This window comes from Pseudoduganella violaceinigra DSM 15887, assembly GCF_000425385.1.
In the GTDB taxonomy this organism is placed as follows: Bacteria; Pseudomonadota; Gammaproteobacteria; order Burkholderiales; family Burkholderiaceae_D; genus Rugamonas; species Rugamonas violaceinigra.
The window spans coordinates 41,505-59,539 of the sequence record NZ_KE384361.1 but is presented as its reverse complement, the minus strand read 5'-3'; the positions used below and the strand labels follow the sequence as shown (position 1 = coordinate 59,539).

15 protein-coding genes are annotated in these 18,035 nt (G+C 68.0%); 3 read left to right on the top strand and 12 right to left on the bottom strand.

Features of this window, described 5'->3' with window-relative positions:
- Positions 1-17 precede the first annotated feature (17 nt).
- The 3 genes from tadA to queE are packed head-to-tail and all read right to left on the bottom strand — an operon-like array spanning position 18 to position 1,568.
- Entirely contained in the window at positions 18-470 is a 453-nt protein-coding gene (gene tadA / locus H597_RS32775; RefSeq protein WP_051294172.1) for a tRNA adenosine(34) deaminase TadA, read from the bottom strand.
- A 7-nt stretch (positions 471-477) separates the two neighbouring features.
- Complete coding sequence (gene queD, locus H597_RS0128060) at positions 478-921, bottom strand: 6-carboxytetrahydropterin synthase QueD (protein ID WP_028105050.1); 444 nt, start codon at positions 919-921, stop codon at positions 478-480.
- Positions 922-935: 14 nt separating this feature from the next.
- On the bottom strand, positions 936-1,568 hold the full coding sequence (gene queE / locus H597_RS0128055) for a 7-carboxy-7-deazaguanine synthase (protein ID WP_028105049.1): 633 nt from the start codon (positions 1,566-1,568) through the stop codon (positions 936-938).
- A gap of 139 nt (positions 1,569-1,707) precedes the next feature.
- On the opposite strand from queE, the gene H597_RS0128050 reads away from it, so the two are divergent.
- Positions 1,708-2,700: a sensor domain-containing diguanylate cyclase gene (locus H597_RS0128050; protein ID WP_028105048.1), complete on the top strand. Its 993-nt coding sequence runs from the start codon at positions 1,708-1,710 to the stop codon at positions 2,698-2,700.
- Here the strand turns inward: H597_RS0128050 and H597_RS32770 are convergent.
- The 7 genes from H597_RS32770 to H597_RS0128015 form a co-directional block, all read right to left on the bottom strand.
- A complete protein-coding gene (locus H597_RS32770; protein ID WP_051294170.1) occupies positions 2,681-3,604 on the bottom strand; it encodes a diguanylate cyclase domain-containing protein in 924 nt (307 codons plus the stop codon). The two genes, H597_RS0128050 and H597_RS32770, sit on opposite strands and share 20 nt — an antisense overlap.
- Positions 3,586-7,668 (bottom strand): ATP-binding protein, encoded by a 4,083-nt coding sequence (locus tag H597_RS33640; RefSeq protein ID WP_051294169.1) that lies wholly within the window; start codon positions 7,666-7,668, stop codon positions 3,586-3,588. The genes H597_RS32770 and H597_RS33640 overlap by 19 nt, the downstream gene beginning before the upstream one ends.
- Before the next feature lie 83 nt (positions 7,669-7,751).
- A complete protein-coding gene (locus H597_RS32760; RefSeq protein WP_051294195.1) occupies positions 7,752-7,961 on the bottom strand; it encodes a hypothetical protein in 210 nt (69 codons plus the stop codon).
- Between the two features lie 69 nt (positions 7,962-8,030).
- Positions 8,031-9,020, bottom strand: coding sequence for a response regulator (locus tag H597_RS0128030; RefSeq protein ID WP_028105047.1), 990 nt, complete (start codon positions 9,018-9,020; stop codon positions 8,031-8,033).
- The gene (locus tag H597_RS0128025; protein ID WP_028105046.1) at positions 9,017-10,144 is read right to left on the bottom strand and encodes a hybrid sensor histidine kinase/response regulator; all 1,128 of its coding nucleotides are present in this window, start codon (positions 10,142-10,144) and stop codon (positions 9,017-9,019) included. The genes H597_RS0128030 and H597_RS0128025 overlap by 4 nt, the downstream gene beginning before the upstream one ends.
- Complete coding sequence (locus H597_RS0128020) at positions 10,141-11,490, bottom strand: sensor histidine kinase (RefSeq protein ID WP_028105045.1); 1,350 nt, start codon at positions 11,488-11,490, stop codon at positions 10,141-10,143. The genes H597_RS0128025 and H597_RS0128020 overlap by 4 nt, the downstream gene beginning before the upstream one ends.
- Before the next feature lies 1 nt (position 11,491).
- Positions 11,492-12,892 (bottom strand): class I SAM-dependent methyltransferase, encoded by a 1,401-nt coding sequence (locus tag H597_RS0128015; protein ID WP_028105044.1) that lies wholly within the window; start codon positions 12,890-12,892, stop codon positions 11,492-11,494.
- A 221-nt stretch (positions 12,893-13,113) separates the two neighbouring features.
- Here H597_RS0128015 and H597_RS0128005 point away from each other — a divergent pair, with 221 nt between their 5' ends.
- The gene (locus H597_RS0128005) at positions 13,114-13,296 is read left to right on the top strand and encodes a hypothetical protein (protein WP_035375416.1); all 183 of its coding nucleotides are present in this window, start codon (positions 13,114-13,116) and stop codon (positions 13,294-13,296) included.
- A 54-nt stretch (positions 13,297-13,350) separates the two neighbouring features.
- Here the strand turns inward: H597_RS0128005 and H597_RS0128000 are convergent, their stop codons facing one another.
- Positions 13,351-14,544 carry a hypothetical protein gene (locus H597_RS0128000; protein ID WP_028105042.1) on the bottom strand — a complete coding sequence of 398 codons (1,194 nt, stop codon included), beginning with the start codon at positions 14,542-14,544 and terminating at the stop codon, positions 13,351-13,353.
- A gap of 117 nt (positions 14,545-14,661) precedes the next feature.
- On the opposite strand from H597_RS0128000, the gene H597_RS33635 reads away from it, so the two are divergent.
- Positions 14,662-17,037, top strand: a complete 2,376-nt coding sequence (locus H597_RS33635) for a diguanylate cyclase domain-containing protein (RefSeq protein WP_229632266.1) — start codon at positions 14,662-14,664, stop codon at positions 17,035-17,037.
- On the opposite strand, the gene H597_RS0127990 is transcribed toward H597_RS33635, so the two are convergent.
- Positions 17,034-17,924 carry a LysR family transcriptional regulator gene (locus tag H597_RS0127990; RefSeq protein WP_028105041.1) on the bottom strand — a complete coding sequence of 297 codons (891 nt, stop codon included), beginning with the start codon at positions 17,922-17,924 and terminating at the stop codon, positions 17,034-17,036. The genes H597_RS33635 and H597_RS0127990 overlap by 4 nt on opposite strands.
- Positions 17,925-18,035: the final 111 nt, after the last annotated feature.

Below are 18,035 nucleotides of genomic sequence, written 5' to 3'. Positions count from 1 at the left end.
AAGCGCATGGCGCGCAATCAGGCCGCGTTGTTTTTGCGCAAAGCGCGCCGTTCGGCGAAGAAATCTTTCAGCACCTGGCCGCAGTCGTCGGCCAGCAGGCCGCCCTCCACTTCGGCGTGATGGTTCAGCTGCTCGCTCTCGAAAACATTGACGACCGAGCCACAGGCGCCGGTCTTGGGATCGGTGGCGCCGTACACGATGCGCGCCAGGCGCGCATGCATCATGGCGCCGGAACACATCACACAAGGCTCCAGCGTCACATACAGCTCGCAGCCGGGCAGGCGGTAATTGCCCAGGGCCTCGGCGGCGGCGCGCATGGCGACGATTTCAGCGTGGGCCGTCGGGTCGTGGCGGCCGATCGGCTGGTTGTAGCCGCGCCCGATCACCACCCCATCCTTGACGACGACGGCGCCCACCGGCACCTCGCCTTCAGCCCAGGCGCGGCGCGCTTCCAGCAGCGCCTCGCGCATGTACAGCTCATTCGACAATTTCGGCCCAGCAGTTCGGGGTTTCGTGCAGCACCAGCTTGTGCAGGTGCAGGCCGGTGCCGTAGCGGTCCTTGAAGGCGGCCCGCAGGATGGTCCAGGCCACGGCGGCCAGGTTTTCCACCGTCGGGATACGGTCGATCACCACGGTTTTGTGGTTCGGCAAGGAGGCCAGGAAGTCCTTCACGGCGGCATCCTTTTCGTACACCAGGAAGGCGTGGTCCCAGACGTCGACCAGGTGCTCCTTCGCGATCGCTTTCACGTCCGAGAAGTCCATGATCATGCCGTTGTCGGAATTGCCTTCGGTGTCGATCACTTGGCCGGTCAGGGTGATTTCCAGCGTGTAGCGGTGGCCGTGCAGGTTGCGGCACTGGCTCTTGTGGTCCGGAATGCGATGACCGGCATCGAATTCGAGCTTGCGGGTAATGGTTAACATCGGTTCAGCAATACTTAAGGTATGTTCAACAATTTATGGGTTTGCAGGCTCAGCTTCCATTTCGGATTGCGCTTGCAGGTTTCGATCGCCAGCGTGGTATTGAAGGCCGCCAGCGGGCCATCCATCGGCTGCACGAAGAAATTCTCGAAATCCAGCCCTTCGTAGGCGGCCAGGTCCTGGTCCTTCTGCGGGATCACGACCTTGATTTCATTGCCTTTGCTTACCACCAGCGGCGCACCCATCTTGGGACTGACGCAGATCCAGTCGACCCCGGCCGGCACCTCGATGGTGCCATTGGTTTCGATGGCGATGGTAAAGCCGGCCGCGTGCATGGCGTCGATCAGCGAGGTATCGAGCTGCAACAGCGGTTCGCCGCCAGTAAACACCACGTATTTATGGCCATGGCCGGCCGGCCACAGGCTATCGATTGCGCTGGCCAGGGCCGCCGCCGTGGCGAATTTGCCGCCCCGCTCACCGTCCGTGCCGACGAAATCCGTATCGCAGAACTGGCACACGGCGCTGGCGCGGTCCTGCTCGCGGCCGGTCCACAGGTTGCAGCCGGAAAAACGGCAAAACACGGCAGGACGCCCCGCGTGGGCGCCTTCGCCCTGCAGGGTGTAGAAAATTTCCTTGATGCTATAAGTCACGGTGAATCCACTGGTCGGCAACCCTACATTATAGCGCGTTTCACGAAACGAAACGCCTTTGCGCTTCGTCAACATTTACCGCTGGCAGCGGCGGCACAATCGAATTCCAGACGCAGTGAACAATAAGGGCCGCCGCCAAATGAATAGTCTCCTGAAAGTCCCCCACCTGATGGAGGACGCACCGTCCCCCGGCCAGCCGCAAGGCTTTGCGCTCAAGCTGATGGAGCTGCTGGTCATTCCCACCTTCGTGCTCGACGCCCAGGGCCGCGTCATCATCTGGAACCGGGCCTGCGAGCGCCTGACCGGGGTCCCGGCCGTCGAGCTGCTGGGCACCAGCGGCCACTGGTGCGCCTTCTATGCCCAACAGCGCCCTACCCTGGCCGACCTGGTGCTAACCGGACGCACCGGCGAAATCCTCGACCTGTACGACGGCCAGGCGCGCGGCCCGGCCGGCACGCGCGACAACCTGTGCGCGGAAAACTGGTGCGAGATGCCGCGCACCAGCGGCCGGCGCTATTTGGCCGCGGACGCCAGCCCGATCCACGACAGCGACGGCAAGCTGGTGGCGGTGGTGGAGACGCTGCGCGATCTGACCGAGGAAAAGCAGGCCCAGATCGCCCTGGAACAGCTGGCCACGCGCGACGGCCTGACGGGCCTGGCCAACCGGCGCTGCTTCGACCATACCCTGCTGGCCGAATGGCAGCGCGCCCTGCGCCAGGCCCAGCCCCTGTCCCTGCTCATGGTGGACGTCGACAACTTCAAGCAGTACAACGACGCCTATGGCCATGTGGGCGGCGACGATTGCCTGAAGCGCATTGCCGGCGCCGTGGCCAGCGAAATGCGCGCCAACGACCTGGTGGCGCGCTACGGCGGCGAGGAATTCGCCGTCATCCTGCCCAACCAGTCGCTGAACGGGGCTGCCATCGTGGCCGAGCGCATCCGCTGCCGGGTCGAAGCGCTGCGCCTGCCCAATAGCGGCGCCGCCCAGCACTTTGTCACGGTTAGCATCGGCGCCGCCACCGCCATCGCCTCGCACGAGCACATGCCGGCGCAACTGGTGGCCACGGCCGACGCGGCCCTGTACCGCGCCAAGCACATGGGCCGCAACCGTATCAGCTTGCCAGGCGCGTAGCGCTGGCCGGCGCGCCCAGCATGGCCCGGTTGCGCCCGGCGCGCTTGGCTTCGTACAGTGCCTTGTCGGCAATTTCCAGCAGCAGCGCCGGCAGATCGTCGGTACCGGGCGCCAGCGAGCACAGGCCGATGCTGATGGTCACCTGGGGCGCCACCGGTGAGGCCGCGTGCGCCAGCTTGAGCGCCGCGACGTGCTCGCACACCCAGTCGCCGTAGCGCAGCACGTCGTCGCCGCAGCTATTGGGCAGCAGCACCACGAATTCTTCGCCGCCATAGCGCGCCACCAGCTCGCCCGGCCGCCGGGTGCACGCCGCCAGCGCCTGCGCCACCGAGCGCAGGCATTCATCGCCCAGCTGGTGGCCGTAGTGGTCGTTGTACAGCTTGAAATGGTCGACGTCGACCAGGGCCACGCCCAGCGCCGCGCCCTGGCGCCGGTGGCGCGCCACCTCGACCGCGAACTGTTCGTCGAAGAAGCGCCGGTTGTGCAGGCCGGTCAGGCCATCCTTGTGCGCCAGCGTATCGAGGCTAGCCAGCGCCGCCTGCAGGCGCAAATGGGTGCGCACGCGCGCCTGCACCACCGGGCCGCTGAGCGGCTTGGTGATGAAGTCGACCGCGCCCGCGTCCAGGCAGGCGATTTCATTGTCGATGCCGGTGGCGGCGGTGACGAAAATGACCGGGCAGTGGCGCAGGTCGGGGTCGGCCATGATGCGTTCGCACACGGCAAAGCCGTCCATGCTCTTCATCTGCAGGTCCAGCAGGATCAGTTGCGGGCGCTGGGCGCGCGCAATCTCCAGGCCGGCCATGCCGTTGGTGGCGAACAGCACGCGCGCCTGCTCGCGCAGCATGGCGCTGAGCAGCCGGATGGTGTCCGGATTGTCATCGATGATCAGGATGGTGCTTTCCATGCTTCCTCGCTCAGGACGTCCAGCGCGCTACCGAAGTCCAGCGCCTCGATCGCGGTTTCCATTTGGGCGGCGGCGGCATCGCCATGCCGGCTCGCCAGTTGCGGACGCAGCTGGCGGAACTGCACCAGCGCGTCCAGGTCCTGCCGCTGCAGCATGCCGGCCAGGGTATGCATGGCCGCCTGCAAGTCCTGCTGCACCGCGGCGTCCGGCACTGGCTGCTCCTGCTGCAGCCAGTGCGCCGCGGCCGCCAGCGTGGCCGACAGGGCTTGCTGGGCCTGGGCGAACTGCAGGGCGGCCGCCGCCGCATCGCCGCCGCGCAAGGCATGTTCCGCCGCCAGGGTGGCTTCGGCGAAGCGGCTCGCCCCCAGGCTGCCGACGCCGCCGCGCAGCGCATGCAGGGCCGCCGCCGCGCCGGCCGCGTTGCCGTCCTGCCACAGCGCCCGGGCGGCATCGAATTCGGCTTGCGACTGGCGCACCACGCGCCCCACCAGGGCCACGATGTTCTGGCGCTGCGGCGTATCGCCGATGACCGACATCAGCTTGCGGATGGCGAAGACGCCGGGCTGCTGGTCCGCTTCGGGCGTGCCTGCCGGCGCCGGCGCCGGCACGCGGAGCGGTTCGGGCGCCGGCGCCCCCGCCAGGTGGGCGCCGATGGTGGCCAGCATTTGCGTGTAGTCGATCGGCTTGGCGATGAAGCCGTCCATGCCGCATTCCTGGCAGCGCGCCTGCTCCGTTTCCAGCACACCCGCACTCATGGCCAGGATCGGCAGGCGCACGCCCAGTTGCTGGCGCAGGGTGCGCGTCGCTTCGAAACCGTCCATGACTGGCATCTGCACGTCCATCAATATCAGGTCAAAGGCGTCGCCGTCCGCACGCAGCAATTCCACCGCCTGCCGTCCATTCTCGGCCACCGTGATCATGGCGCCGCTCGGCTCCAGCACGCCGCGCGCCACCACCTGGTTGGTCGGGTTGTCTTCCACCAGCAGGATGCGGGCCCCGCGCAGCGCCGCCCCGGGCCCGGCCAGGGCCGCCTCGGGCGCCGACTGCACGGCGCGCTGCTGGCGCAGTCCCTGCAGCAGGGGCCGCAGCGCCGAGGGCAACACCGGCTTGGCCAGCGCCGCCGCTTCGCCGGCGCCCGGCGGGCGGTCCAGGCTGCGGTTCAGGGCCACCAGGATCAGGCCCGCATACGGCGCCGCCCCTTGCGTATCGAGCAAGACCGAATCGACCAGGGCCACGTCCCAATGACCGGCCACGGCGGCCGGGGCGGCCGCGTGGGCCTCGACTTCGCAGCCCCAGCGCTGCAACTGCGCCTGCAGATAGTGCAGGGTCGGCACATGGTCGTCCACCAGCAGCACGCGCAAGCCCGCCAGCGGCGCGCCTGCGCCTTCCTCGGCGCGCTGGCGGCGCGCCAGCTGCAGCGGCACCGACACCACGAATTCACTGCCGCTGCCGGCCTCGCTGCTGACGGTGATGGTGCCGCCCATCAGCTGCACCAGCTGCTGCGAGATCGACAGCCCCAGGCCGGTACCGCCGAAGCGGCGCGCCGTGGAACTGTCGGCCTGCTCGAACGGGTTGAACAGGCGCCCCAATTGCTCGCCGCTCATGCCAATGCCGCTGTCGCGCACCGTCAGCTGCAGGATTTCCATGGCGCTGCCCGGCGCGCTGGTGCCGATGTGCACCCGCACCTCGCCTTCGGCGGTGAATTTGATGGCATTGCCGACCAGGTTCAGGGCCACCTGGCGCAGGCGCTGCAGGTCGCCCACCAGGCTGTGCGGCAAGCCCGCATCGAGCGTCAGCAAGAGGTCCAGGCGCTTGCCCACGCTGGCCGACTGCATGGCCGCCGCCACCGCCTCGGCCAGCTCTTCCGTCTGGAACGGCGCGGCCACCACGGCCAGTTTGCCCGCTTCGATCTTGGACAGGTCGAGGATGTCGTTGACCAGGGCCAGCAGCGCGCTGCCGGAGGCCCGGATCAGACGCACATAATCCTGCTGCTCCGGCCCCAGCGGGGTGCGCTCGAGCAGTTGACTGATGCCCAGCACGGCATTCATCGGGGTGCGGATCTCGTGGCTCATATTGGCCAGGAAGGCGCTCTTGGCGCGGCTCGCTTCCTGCTGCTGCAGCTCGGCTTTCTTGCGCGCCGTGATGTCGAGCACCACGATATGGAAGCCGCACACGGCGCCCTGCACATCCGTGTCGGGGATGTAGTCGGTCATGAAATGGCGCTGCCAGCCGGCCCGCTCGGCATCGGTCTCGAAGTGCACGTGCTCGCCGCGCAAGGCGGCCACCACTTGCCCTTCACTCTGGTCGTACAGCGCCTCGCCCAGCACCTCGCGCATCGTGCGCCCGATCATGCCGGCCGGATCGATGCCGAGCAGGCTCTGGTAGCCGCGGTTGGCGAAGCGGAACACCTGGTCCTGGTCGACATAGCCGATGGCCGCCGGGTTGTGGTCGGCCACCATGCGCAGGAAGCGCTCCTTGTCGGCCAGTTCCAGCTGGGCGCTGGCCAGGGCCGACAACTGCGCCGCCGCGTCTTCCTCGCTGCGCCGGCTCTGCGTGACATCGGTGACAAACACGGCATAGCCGGGCGCGCCGTCGGCGCCGTGCTGCGCCAGGGTGAGTTCCGCGTCGAAGCGGGCGCCGTCGCGGCGCCAGCCGGTCAGCGCCACCGGCTGGCCGACACTGCCGTCGGCCAGGCTGGCCAGCAAGTCCGGTCCGGCCTGCAGCAGTTGGTCGAATGGCTTGCCCAGGGCGTCGCTGCGCTGCCAGCCGAAGACTTCGGCGGCCCGGCCATTCCAATCGATGATGCGGCCCTCGGCTGTCACGCCCAGGTAGGCTTGCTGGGCCGCGTCGAGCATGGCTTGCCGCCGCACTTCGCTGGCGCGCAGCGCGGACTGGGTCTGCGCCAGATCGGCGCCGCCCTCGAGCAAGCGCTCTTCCAGCGCCGCCTTGTCGCGCCCCAGCTGGCGCAATTGGCCGTACAACTGTCCCAGCACGGCGTTGCAGGCCAGGCGCAGGCTTTCCAGTTCGCCGAAAGCGCCCGGCAGCGGCGGCATGTCGCGCGCCGCGCCTTGCTCCACCGCCCGCAACGCCTGCGCCGCCCCCAGCACCGGCCGCGCCAGGCGGCGCGCCGCCAGCCAGCCCAGCCCCGCGAACAGTACGGCCAGGACCAGCCCGCCCAGCGCCACCGCCGCCTGCAGCCGGCGCACCGGCGCCAGCAACGCGGCGGCGTCCTGGCGCAGCACGACGGTCCAGCCCAGGCCCGGATACCCGTCATAGCCGCGGGTGCGCGCATAGCCGACCAGATAGCGCCGCCCGTCGGCGCCGTCTTCCACACCCTGGCCTGGCGCCTGCTGGCGCGCCGGCGCCAGGACGGTATTCGCCACGCTGCGCTCCAGCAACTCGTCCGGGCCGGCCAGCACCTTGCCGGCGCGCGACAGCAACAGCGCGTTGTCGGCCAGCAGGGGGCGCACCCAGTTCCAGTTCAGGCGGGCAGCCAGCACCCCGGCCGGCCGGCCGGCGCTGTCGAAATAAGGAAAAGCCAGGTCCACTACGCGCAGCGCGCGGCCGCCATGGGCCGGCAATAGGCGCGCCAGCTCCGGGTCGGCATGGGAGTCGTGCACATACACGCCCTGCGCCGTCTCGGCCTGCCACGGCTGGCGCGCCATGTCCGCGCCCTCGCCCAGGCCGCCGGTGGCGCTGAGCACCTTGCCGTGGTGGTCGGTCAGGCCGATCCACGCATACAGGGGGTAGCTGCGCTGCAGCTCCTCCAGCAGGCGGCGGCGCTGGGCCGCGCCGCCCGCCAGTTCCGGACGGCGCGCCAGCAGCTGGATTTCACGAAAACGTTCGAACATGGCGGCGTCCAGCTGCTCGGCCATGTCGCCGGCGCGCTGCGCCAGCGCCTGGCCGGCGCCGGCCTGCAAGCCCTCGCCCATGCGCCAGCCCAGCAAGGGCACCAGCACGGCCGTCAAGCCCAGCATTCCGACCGCCAAGGTGGCGGCCAGCAGGACGCCCAGGCCGAAGCGCTGGCGCAGCGGGGAACGCGCAGGCAAGACTTGCTCAGGCATGGCTGCTCCGGTTATCCGATGCACCGAGTATAACCGACTCTTCCTTGCAAAGTTGCCAGAAAGTCTTGCCTAAACTGACTTGCCTAATGCACTTTACGTGGTCCGCGCGCCTTCTGCGCCTTAGGCGGTTTTTGCGGTTTTTGCGCCGGGCTCTCGCCCTGCTCGCGGCGCTGCTTGTTGACAATGCGGGCCGCGACTTCCTCCTCGCGCCCCGGGTAGCGGTGCTCCTGCTGGAATTCCTGCTTGAGCTCCTGGTATTCGCGCTCGCGCTTCGGGCTGGCTCCTCGTGGCATGATGGCCTCCTTGTCTGGCGTCGCTGCCATGCTAATCAAGCCTGGCCGGGGCCAGCGCACGCCAGCGCCTCAGAACTGCTCGACCCAGGCCGCCAGCTGGGCCGGTGTGAGCGTTGCCTCGGCCGGCGCCAGGCGGCATTCCACCCCTTGCGCCGTGCCCACCAGTTGCAAGGTGGCGCCGCGCCGGCCCAGCCACATCAGGCACGCCAGCCAGAACGCGTGCTGCTCCGACACCGCGATGCCGGTCGGCGTTTCCAGGAATTCGGCCAGGCGTGCGTCCGGCAGCAATACGGCATGGCCAGCGTCGACCGCGCGGAAGGCGGGGCCGAAGACCTCGGCCAGCCACTCCAGCGCCTGGGCCGGCGTGCCGTCGCCGTGGCGCTGTTCCAGCTGCTGCAACTGCGCGCGCACGGCCCGACCGAAGGCGGCGCTGCGGAAGGCTTCCGAGCTGATCAGATCCGAGTGGTCCAGCAGCAGCCAGTCTGGCTCGGGCGCCGTCATGCCCGCGCTCAGGGCGCCGGCCAGGTAGCTCTCCACCGGCACAGCGGCGCCGCTCTCGTCCAGGCTGGCCGCCAGCGTGTACAGGGCGCCGATACGGCTGGCCACGGCCTGTTTCTGGCGCACCAGCAGCTTTTCGCGCAGCAGCTGGGCGTGTTCCTTCTGCAGCCTGGCCAGGGCCAGCGCCTGCTTCAATTCCATGCGCAGGGCGGCGATGTCCCAGGGCTTGGCGATATAGCGGTGGATCTGGCCCTGGTTGACGGCGTCGACCGTGTGTTCCAGCTCGGAATACGCGGTGGTCAGGATGCGCACGATGTGCGGATAGCGGTCCCACGCGTAAAACAGCAGCTCATTGCCGTAGGCGCCGGGCATGCGCTGGTCCGAGACCAGCACGGCGATTTCCTCGGCATGCTCGTCGAGCATGCGTTTGCCCTGCTCCACCGACTCGGCCACATACACGGGCGCCAGCGAACCCAAGGCGCGCTGGAAATATTTGAGCGCGGTGGCCTCGTCGTCGACGTAGAGGATCGCCGGCGCTGGCCGGCTCGCTTGTTCTGTCATGCTCGTTCCTTTTCTAACTGCGGGAAATTCATGGTGACGGTGGTGCCGCAACCGGGCTCGGACTGCACCCGCAGGTGGCCGCCGAACGATTGCATCACGCGGTTGCAGAAGATCAGGCCCCAGCCGCTGCCGCCGTCGGCGCCGTGCATGGAAATGGGATCCAGCAGCAAGCGGTTGAGCAGCGCCGGCGCGATGCCGGGACCGTTGTCTTCCATGATGATATAGGGATGGCCGGCCACACCGACGCTGATCTTCACCCTGGGCTGGGGCCGGTCCTGCAGCGCGCGCAGCGCGTTGTTCAGCAGCGACGACAGCACCAGCGCCACGCAGTTGGGTGCGGCGCGCACCGTGAAGTCTTCCCGCACGTCGACTGCGATGATGCCGCGCTGGCCCGGCGCCAGCGGGAACACGCCCAGCAGGGCCGCCACCATCTGCTGCGCGCTCCCGCTGGCCGGACGCGGCGCCGGCGCCGGCCCGGCGCGCCGGACCGATTCGACAAAGGTGGCCAGCACCGACAGGCAGTAGCGCGCATTGTCGTGCATATGCGCGGCGGCGTTGCCGATATCGGCTTTGAGCGGCAGGCCCGGCTCGGCGTTGTCGGCGCTGCTGGCGTTCACGCGGCGCTGAATGCTGCGCGCGAAATTGGAAATGGTGGCCAGGGGCGTGTTCAGTTCATGCGCCAGAAAGGCCACGGTCTCCTCGATGGCCAGGAGGCTTTGCTGGCGCAGCGCCCGTTCGCGCGCGCTGGCGCTGGCCAGGCGCAGCACGCTGCGCACGGTGTGCGCGTCGAGCGGTTTCTCCAGGATGCGGAAGATGTCGCCGCCGTTGATGGTTTCCAGCAGCACTTCCTTGTCGGCGTAAGCCGTCACCAGGATGCGCACCAGGTGCGGGTAGTCGCATTCGACCTGGCGCAGCAGCTCGCCGCCCACCCGGCCCGGCATGCGGTAGTCCGTCACCAGCACCTCGACCGCGCTGTCGGGCTGGGCCAGCAGCTGCAGCGCCTCGTCCACGCCGGCCGCGGTCAGCACCGTGAATTCGCCCTCCAGGGCGCGCGCGAAGTACTTGCGCGCCAGCTCTTCGTCGTCCACGTACAGCACGGTCGCCTGCGGGCTGCGTCCTGTCATGCTTCGCCTCCGGCCACGCGCGGCAGATCGAAACTGAAGGCGGTCCACTCGCCCGGCGCGCTGTCGGCGGCCAGCAGGCCGCCGTGGCGCTGGATCACGCTGTAGCAGATCGACAGGCCGAGGCCCAGGCCCTGCCCCACCTCGCGCGTGGTGAAGAACGGTTCGAACACGCGCCCCAGGTTTTCCGGCGCGATGCCGGGACCGTTGTCGCGCACCGTGACATGCAGGCGCTCGCCGCGCGCCTCGGCATGGACGTCGATGGCCGGCGCCCGCGTGCCGCCCTTGCGCATGGCCAGGGCGGCATTGCTGAACAGGTTGATCAGCACGCCGATGATGGCCGCCTCGTCGCCGCGCACCAGGGTGTCGGCGTCGAGGTGGCGGTTCACCTGCACGCCCTTGATCTCATGGCCCACCAGGCGCACTGCCGACTCCAGCGCGCGCTCCAGCAGGAACTGCGCGCTTTCGTGGTCGGCACCCGACTTGCGGTAGGCGAAGGTCTTCAGGTCCGAGACGATGTACTGCACCCGCTGCATGCCGGACTTGGCGTCGGTCAGGCATTCGTGCAGCACATCGCTGCTCTTGGCGCCCGGCTCTTCCAGCGCGATATCGATCGCCATCATGCAGAAGTTGACTGGATTGTTGACCTCGTGCAGCAGGCCGGCAGCCAAGGTGCCCAGCGCCGCCATCTTTTCCTGTTGCAGCATCTGGCCCTTGATTTCAGCCAGGCTGCGGTTGTTCGCTTCCAGCTCCAGGTTCTTGCGCGCCACTTCCTCTTTCAAGGCGTGCAGTTGGCGCCGCCCACGCTCGTTGTAATAAGTGTAGACCGTGCTCCCGGCCACCGAGAAGGCGATGATGGTGAGGTGGAACAGGAACTGGCCGGCGTCGCCCACGCCCTCGGCCCGCAGGGCACAGGCCAGGTAGTAGGCCACCATGGTGAACAGGCCGAAGCCCAGCGTATACAAATAGCCCACCGGGAACAGCGTCCCCACCGCGAATATGGTGAGGATGATGCCGGCATAAAACAGCGAATCCGTGCCCTGGGTGACGTTGATCATCCAGGCGATCATCAGCTGCGGGAAGGTCAGCCAGGTAAACGTAATCAGGTGCACGTAGCGGCGCCCGAGCCGCGTGTACAGCAGGGCCAGCGCGGCCAGGATGGCAGCGGCGGTCAGCACGCGCGCGATGGCAAAGCGCAGCATCTGCTCCGGGTAGATGGCGAAGTCGAGCACCATCCCCAGCAGCACCAGCACCAGCACCGTGACGGCACAGGCACGGCTCGACACGAGGTGGTAGGCGCTCAGCTCTTTCTCATACGAGCTGCCGGGAAGCTGGGCGGCGCGGGCCATCTCAGGCCACCGCGCCCAGTGTGGTCTCGGCGAACACATTGACGCCGGTCGGGTCGGTGTAAATGCTGGCGCCGCCGCAGCGCTCCGGCAGGATGGCCTGCATGCGCGCCTCGTCGCGGTAGATCAGGTACCACTCGAGGATGTGCTCCATGCAGTGGCGCTCCGGGTTGCTGCTGTGGACATTGGTCACCAGCAGGCGGCCGCCGGGGCGCAGGCGCGAAGCGAAATAAGCGTTCAGGCGCGTACACACCTTGTCCGACAGATAGTCGAACAGGCCGGCGCAGTAGACCGCGTCGAACTGGGCGCCGCTGCCGCCCGGCGCCTCGGGCCGGCGCTTGAGCAGCTGGTGCACCGAATCGTGCACATAGTCGATGCTGCCGGCGCGTCCGGTGCGGCGCTGGATCGCATCGAGCGTGTTGCGGGTCCAGACCAGCGTCTCGTCGCTGAAGTCCACCAGCTGGAACGACAGCAGCGACGGATCGTCCGTGGTCTCCAGGAAGCGCTGGATTTCCTGCGCCGGGCCGCAGCCCACATTGAGCACGCGCAAGGGCCGCTGCAGGCGGCGCGCCTCGGCCGCCAGCCGCTCCAGGTAGGCCACCAGGATATCGATGCGGTGCCGGTGCGCCGTCGCCACCGCCGTGTTCAGGAAGGCGGTATTGACGATCTGGAAGTAGGTGCTGGGCCCATCGCGCGGGTCGCCCAGGATCTGGTTCACCATCTGGTAGTCGCCGGCGTAGCCGAGCGGCTTGGTGTAGGTGCGGAACACGAACGGCGCCCGCAGGATCAGCGGGTGCAGCGCACCCTGGGCAAAGGCGCGGTGGGCCGACGCCTCTTCTTCGCCGATCAGCGAAGCCTGGTGATTGATCTCGTCGAAGAAGGTCTTGGTCCGGGCCATCAAGGGCGCCGCCAGCTCGAAGAAGTAGTCGGCGCGCAGGCGCGTGTCCTCGCGCGGCAGCGCGTCGGACAGGTCGACCTGCTCCAGCCAGCGCGAGACATCGGTCAGGAAGGAGCGCGTTTCGTTGACGGCGATCTGGTAGTCGCGGCGGATGCGGAAGCGCTCGTCCCAGTCCAGCACGAACTTGCGCGCTTCGCGGCCCACCGCGCCCGGCTCCAGCACCGTTTCGCTCAGCTCGCGCCATTCGTCGATCAAGGTCACCGACACCACGGCCGTCAGCCCGGTGTTGACCATGCTGATCACCACGGCCTTGCCGACATAGGCGTTGAGCGTGCCCATGCGCACGGTCAGCTCGCGCAGCACCTCGCTGACCTGGACGATGGAATACGGGTTATACACTTCCATCACCAAGGACTTGCGCTGCAGGTTGACGATGGTGCCGCGCGCCGCCTCGCCTTGCGTGTTCAGGAAACTGACGACCGGATCGATTTGCGCCTGTGAATACACTGTTCGGAACTAATGGGTTGCCGTTAAATTAATTCGAGTGTACTGACTTGCGCCGCAAACCGCAATGTTTCCCCTAAGAGAAACCGGTTTCCGATAAACTTGATCAATTACTGGGCCGGGCTTTCCCCGCCACCACACGCGCCGCTGCCGCCGGCAAAGGTGGGCTGGCGCACCGACGCGGCCATCTCGCGCTGGCAAACTGTGCACAGCTTCAGGAGGTCATGATGGAGCATTCACGCTCATCCCCTACACCCGCCGATCCGGAACGGGCCGCCTTCCACGAACACTTTGCGCGCAGCTTCAGCGATCCCCGCTTCGACGCGCTGCGCGACGCGGTGGCGGCGCTGGAGGAACTGGCCTGGCGCCAATATTGCGAGCAGCGCCAGGCGCAGCCGGGCCATTAAGCCCAGCCGGTCCATTCAGCGCAGCCCGGCAACATTAAGCGCAGCCCGGCCACATTAAGCGCTGGCAGCCAGCAATTCCAGGCGGCCGGCCAGCCGCTCCGCCATCTGCGCATTGCTAAAGCCGCTATGCCGGGTGGCCACACCGCGCGCCGCCATCAGGGTACGGCCGTCCATCAGCAGGCTGCGCACCACGCTGCGCCAATCCACCGTGGCCGGCAGGCGCCCGCCGTTGACGGCCACGCCGGCCTGCTCCAGGCGCGCCGCCAGCAGGTAGCGTTCGAGCTGGGTCGGCAGCAACAGCAGCGGCACCGCCGCCAGCAGCGCATGCGCCACCGTGCCTTCGCCGGCCTGGCTGACGCAGATGCGCGACTCGGCCAGGGCCGCCGCCAGGTCGACCGGGCCGCGGGCATAGGCCAGGCTGGTGGCATGCACCGGCGGCACCGCGCCGGCCGCCACTTCCGGCTGGTAGCACAGCACGCGGCAGCCTTCCATCACCAGCGCGTGCAGCACCGCCACATGGGCCGGGTGCTCCTGGCGCAGGTAGACAAAGACCTTGTGGCCATGCCCAGGCGGCCATTGCGGCGCCGCGCCGGGCGGTGTGACGAAGGCGGGCCCGAACCATTGCTGGCTCTCCGGCGCGCGCCCGTAATGATCGGTTTCCGCCCAGGCGCACAGGAAATGCTGACGCCCCAGCAGCGCATCGGCCGCCTGCACATACGGCACGCCGCCATGGTGCACCAGGACCGCGTTCATCACTTTCAGGATGTGCATTTCGGCGCCCGCCAGGCGCGCCAGATCGACCGCTTCCCAGGGCCGGAAATTCGGTAGCGGCTGGCCCGGCGGCGGCAGCGTGAAGCCGGCGCCGATGGCGGCCGCCGGAATATCCAGGGTGCGCGCCGCCAGCAGGGCCGTGGGCGCGAATTCGGCCACCAGCACGTCCGGTTTGAGCAGGGTCAGCATGGAGCGCCAACCACGCACCAGGCCGTCCAGCCCCTGCGCCTCGCGGTAGCCGGAGGAAAGCATGATCTCGGCCAGGCTGGAGGCATGCTGGGCCGCGCCGTGCAGCCACAGCGGCGCTTGCAACATCGTCACATCCAGGTCGCCCAGCAGCCTGCGCGCCAGCGCCAGGTCGCGCACCGACAGGCTGACGGCGTGGCCGCGCGCCCGCAATGCCTGCGCCGCGACCCGCAAGCGCCCTGCGTGGGCGGAGTCGCCGCCCAGTTCCCAAGCCAGGTGGAAGTGCGCCATGGATCACCTCACCCGGCCGAGTGCCATTGCATTTTTCACATTATTTCCAATAATTGCGATTCCTTGGATTTTAGAACACACTGGCTGAGCAGTGTGGAATGTGTGCCATACTAAGCCATGGCTTTTCCCCGACTGCTTCCACAGAGCTTGCGCGCGCGCATGACCTGCGTGGTCATCCTGTTCGTGCTCGCGGCCACCACGCTGCTGACCTGGCAGGCCCTGTCGATGTCGGAAAAAGACATGAAAAGCGTGATCGGCCAACAACAGTTCAACCTGTTGTCCCTGGCCGCCGCCCACATCGACGAGCAGTTGGCGGCCAAGCGCATGCTGCTGGCCTCGATCGCCGAAGCGGTCCCGCCCGGCCAGCGCACGCCGGCCGCCATCCACGCCGCCATCGAACGCCATGCCGCCGTCTCGGCCGAATTTGCCAACGTGGCCGCCTTCGACGGCAGCGGCCGCTATTTGACCAGCCTGCGCCCGCCGCAGCAGGAAAATCCGAATGTCGCCGACCGTCCCTATTTCGAGCAGACCGTGGGGCAAAAACGCGCCATCATTTCACCGCCGGTGCGCGGGCGCGTCTCCAACCTGCCGGTGGTGGTGCTGACCCACCCGATCATCGACAGCGGCGGCGACGTGCAGGTGGTCCTGGTGGGCAGCATCGACTTGCTTAATTCGGACTTCTTCCACCACTTCAACACCATGAAGCCAGGCAAGACCGGCTTCATGTTCATCATGACCACCGGCGGCGTGCTGGTCAACCACCCCAACAAGGCGCGCCTGATGGAACACATCAACGCGCGGCCAGGCACCAACCTGGGCACGCTGCGCGCGCTGGACGGCTTCGAAGGCTGGATGGAAGCGACCAACAAGGATGGCGTGGAAGGCATCTATTCGTATAAGCGCCTCAACGCCACCGACTGGATCGTGGCCGCGCGCTATCCGACCGACGAAGCCTTCGCGCCCATGATACGCATGCGCCAGCAGGCGGTGCTGGCGGCCACCGCCTTTGCCGCCGTGGCCGGCCTGCTGAGCTGGGTCGTGATCAAGGCCCTGCTGGCGCCGCTGCAGCGCCTGCGCACCAATCTGTACGCGATCCGCGCCCGCGGCGCCGATATCGCCCTGCTGCGCAGCGGCGGGCGCGATGAAATCGGCGAACTGGGCGAGGCGCTCTACGAACTCACCGCCGAGCGCCAGGCGGCGCAGGAGCGCCTGGCCGAAAGCGAGAAACGGGCGCGTGTCATCGCCGACAATATCCCGGCCATGATCGCCTATATCGACCGCGAGCTGCGCTTTCGCTTCACCAACGAGCACTACCAGTTCCTGCTCGGGCTCGATCCGCGTGCCATGGTCGGCAAGCGCGTCGACGAAGTGTTCGGCCCGGCGATGCTGGCGCGCTGGCAGGATTGCTTCGATACCGCGCTGGCCGGACGCCGCATCCATGTCGAGCAGCCGGGCGAGGAGATGGGGCGCCACCTGCACCTGATGGCCGAACTGGTGCCCGACCTGGCGCCCGACGGCACGGTGCCGGGCTTTTACATGATGTGCACCGACATCACCGAACGCAAGAGCGCCGAACTGGCCCAGGCCGCCAGCGAAAAGCGCCTGCGCCTGATCGCCGACCACTTGCCGGTGATGATCAGCGCCATCGACCGCGAGCACGTCCTGCAGTTCGGCAACGCCATGTACCGGCGCTGGCTGGGCACCGATCCCGACACCCTGCCCGGCCGGCCCATGGTCAGCGTCACCGGCGAGACCGGCTACCAGGAAGCGCGCCCCTGGCTGGAGCGCGCCTTCGCCGGCCAGGTCACGGAATACGAGTCGAACGCACGCCTGCAAGGCGAATCCCGGGTGCTGGAAACCGTCTTCGTGCCCGAGGTGCGCAAGGACGGCAGCGTACCCTTCGTCTACGCCCTGACCAGCGACGTCACCCGCAGCCGCGAGGTGGAGGCGGAATTGCTGCGCCAGGCACGGCGCGACCCGCTGACCGGCATTCCCAACCGGCGTCAGTTCGAAGATGTGCTGGACCAGGCCATCGAGCGCGTGCGGCGCCAGGACAGCCAGATGGCCCTGGCCTACCTCGATATCGACAACTTCAAGCACATCAACGATAGCCTGGGCCACGCCGGCGGCGACGAGGTGCTCAAAGAGTTCGCCCTGCGCCTGACCGGCAATGTGCGCGCCACCGACACCGTGGCGCGCCTGGCCGGCGACGAATTCGTCATCATCTTCGAACATGTGCGCCATGCCGAGGAAGTGCGTCTGCTGGCCGAAAAAGTGATGGGCGCGGTGACGCCGGAATTCACGGTGCTGGCGGCGCCGTTGCGCGTCACCACCAGCATCGGCGTCGCGCTGTATGCGGGCGGCACGGAAACAGCGGGCGGCTTGATCGGGCGCGCCGACATGGCGCTGTACGACACCAAGCGCCGCGGCCGCAACGGCTACACCATCGACAGCGGACGCGGCTTGCCGGAAGCGGCCGCCGAACCGCCCTAGGACTGGCGCAGCAGTTCGATGAAGCGGCGCCCGGCCGGCCCCGGCGGCCCGTCCTTGCGCCAGCAGGCGTGCATGGAAAAGGCCTGGCCCAAAATAGGACTGGCCTCCAGCCGCAGCTCCACCAGGGTGCCGCGCGCCAGCTCGTCTTCCACCATATGGCGCGGCATGCCGCCCCAGCCTAGTCCAGCGCGCAGGAAGGCGTGCTTGGCGCCCAGGTCGGCCAGGCGCCAGCCCTGCGGGTTGAGCACTCCGAACTGGCGGCCCTCGGTCAGCGTGGAGCGGTCGGTCAGGATCAGTTGCACATGGCGCGCCGCCTCCTGGCGCGCGATCGGCGCCGCCAGCGCGGCCAGCGGATGGCAGGCCGCCGCCACCGCCACCAGCGGCACCTCGAACAGGAAGTCGGTGTCGCATTCGGCCGGCACCTCGGGATAGGATCCGACCACGGCCAGCCGGCAGCGGCGCTGCAGCAAGGGCTGCACCACAGCGCCCAGCACTTCCACATCTAGGCGCAGCGGGGTGCTCGGGAATTCCTGGTGGAAGGCGCGCACCGCCTCGGTCAGGCGGGCGATCGGGAACATCACATCGACCGCCACAGACAGTTCCGCTTCCAGCCCTTCGGCCAAGGTGCGCGCCCGCGCCTTGAAGCCATCCATGCTGCTGGCCGCGGCGCGCGCGCTGTCGAGCAAAGCGCGTCCCTGCTCGGTCAGGCGCGGATAGCGGCCGCTGCGGTCGAACAGGGCGAAGCCCACTTGCAGCTCGAGATTGGCCAGGGTCTGGCTGACCACCGACTGCGCCCGCCGCAGCTTGCGCCCGGCGGCGGAAAAACTGCCCTCTTCGGCCGCCGCAATGAAGGTGCGCAGCTGGTCCATCGACATCGCATCGAGCATGTCCGCTTTCCTGTTGTATGCTGGTGGCGAGCGATTCTACACGACGTGTAAGATTGCTCTGACATGGTCCTGCGCTGCGCTCTGCTAGAAATCGATAGCCACTACTCGAAT

What these genes read in the sequence shown, in the direction of transcription:
- H597_RS33635 (WP_229632266.1), top strand. Translation starts at nt 14,662, where the DNA reads ATGGCTTTTCCCCGACTGCTTCCACAGAGCTTGCGCGCGCGCATGACC.
- H597_RS0128005 (WP_035375416.1), top strand. Translation starts at nt 13,114, where the DNA reads ATGATGGAGCATTCACGCTCATCCCCTACACCCGCCGATCCGGAACGG.
- H597_RS0128050 (WP_028105048.1), top strand. Translation starts at nt 1,708, where the DNA reads ATGAATAGTCTCCTGAAAGTCCCCCACCTGATGGAGGACGCACCGTCC.
- H597_RS0127990 (WP_028105041.1), bottom strand. Translation starts at nt 17,924, where the DNA reads ATGCTCGATGCGATGTCGATGGACCAGCTGCGCACCTTCATTGCGGCG.
- H597_RS32760 (WP_051294195.1), bottom strand. Translation starts at nt 7,961, where the DNA reads ATGCCACGAGGAGCCAGCCCGAAGCGCGAGCGCGAATACCAGGAGCTC.
- H597_RS32770 (WP_051294170.1), bottom strand. Translation starts at nt 3,604, where the DNA reads ATGGAAAGCACCATCCTGATCATCGATGACAATCCGGACACCATCCGG.
- H597_RS0128025 (WP_028105046.1), bottom strand. Translation starts at nt 10,144, where the DNA reads ATGACAGGACGCAGCCCGCAGGCGACCGTGCTGTACGTGGACGACGAA.
- H597_RS0128000 (WP_028105042.1), bottom strand. Translation starts at nt 14,544, where the DNA reads ATGGCGCACTTCCACCTGGCTTGGGAACTGGGCGGCGACTCCGCCCAC.
- tadA (WP_051294172.1), bottom strand. Translation starts at nt 470, where the DNA reads ATGCGCGAGGCGCTGCTGGAAGCGCGCCGCGCCTGGGCTGAAGGCGAG.
- queD (WP_028105050.1), bottom strand. Translation starts at nt 921, where the DNA reads ATGTTAACCATTACCCGCAAGCTCGAATTCGATGCCGGTCATCGCATT.
- H597_RS0128020 (WP_028105045.1), bottom strand. Translation starts at nt 11,490, where the DNA reads ATGGCCCGCGCCGCCCAGCTTCCCGGCAGCTCGTATGAGAAAGAGCTG.
- H597_RS0128030 (WP_028105047.1), bottom strand. Translation starts at nt 9,020, where the DNA reads ATGACAGAACAAGCGAGCCGGCCAGCGCCGGCGATCCTCTACGTCGAC.
- H597_RS33640 (WP_051294169.1), bottom strand. Translation starts at nt 7,668, where the DNA reads ATGCCTGAGCAAGTCTTGCCTGCGCGTTCCCCGCTGCGCCAGCGCTTC.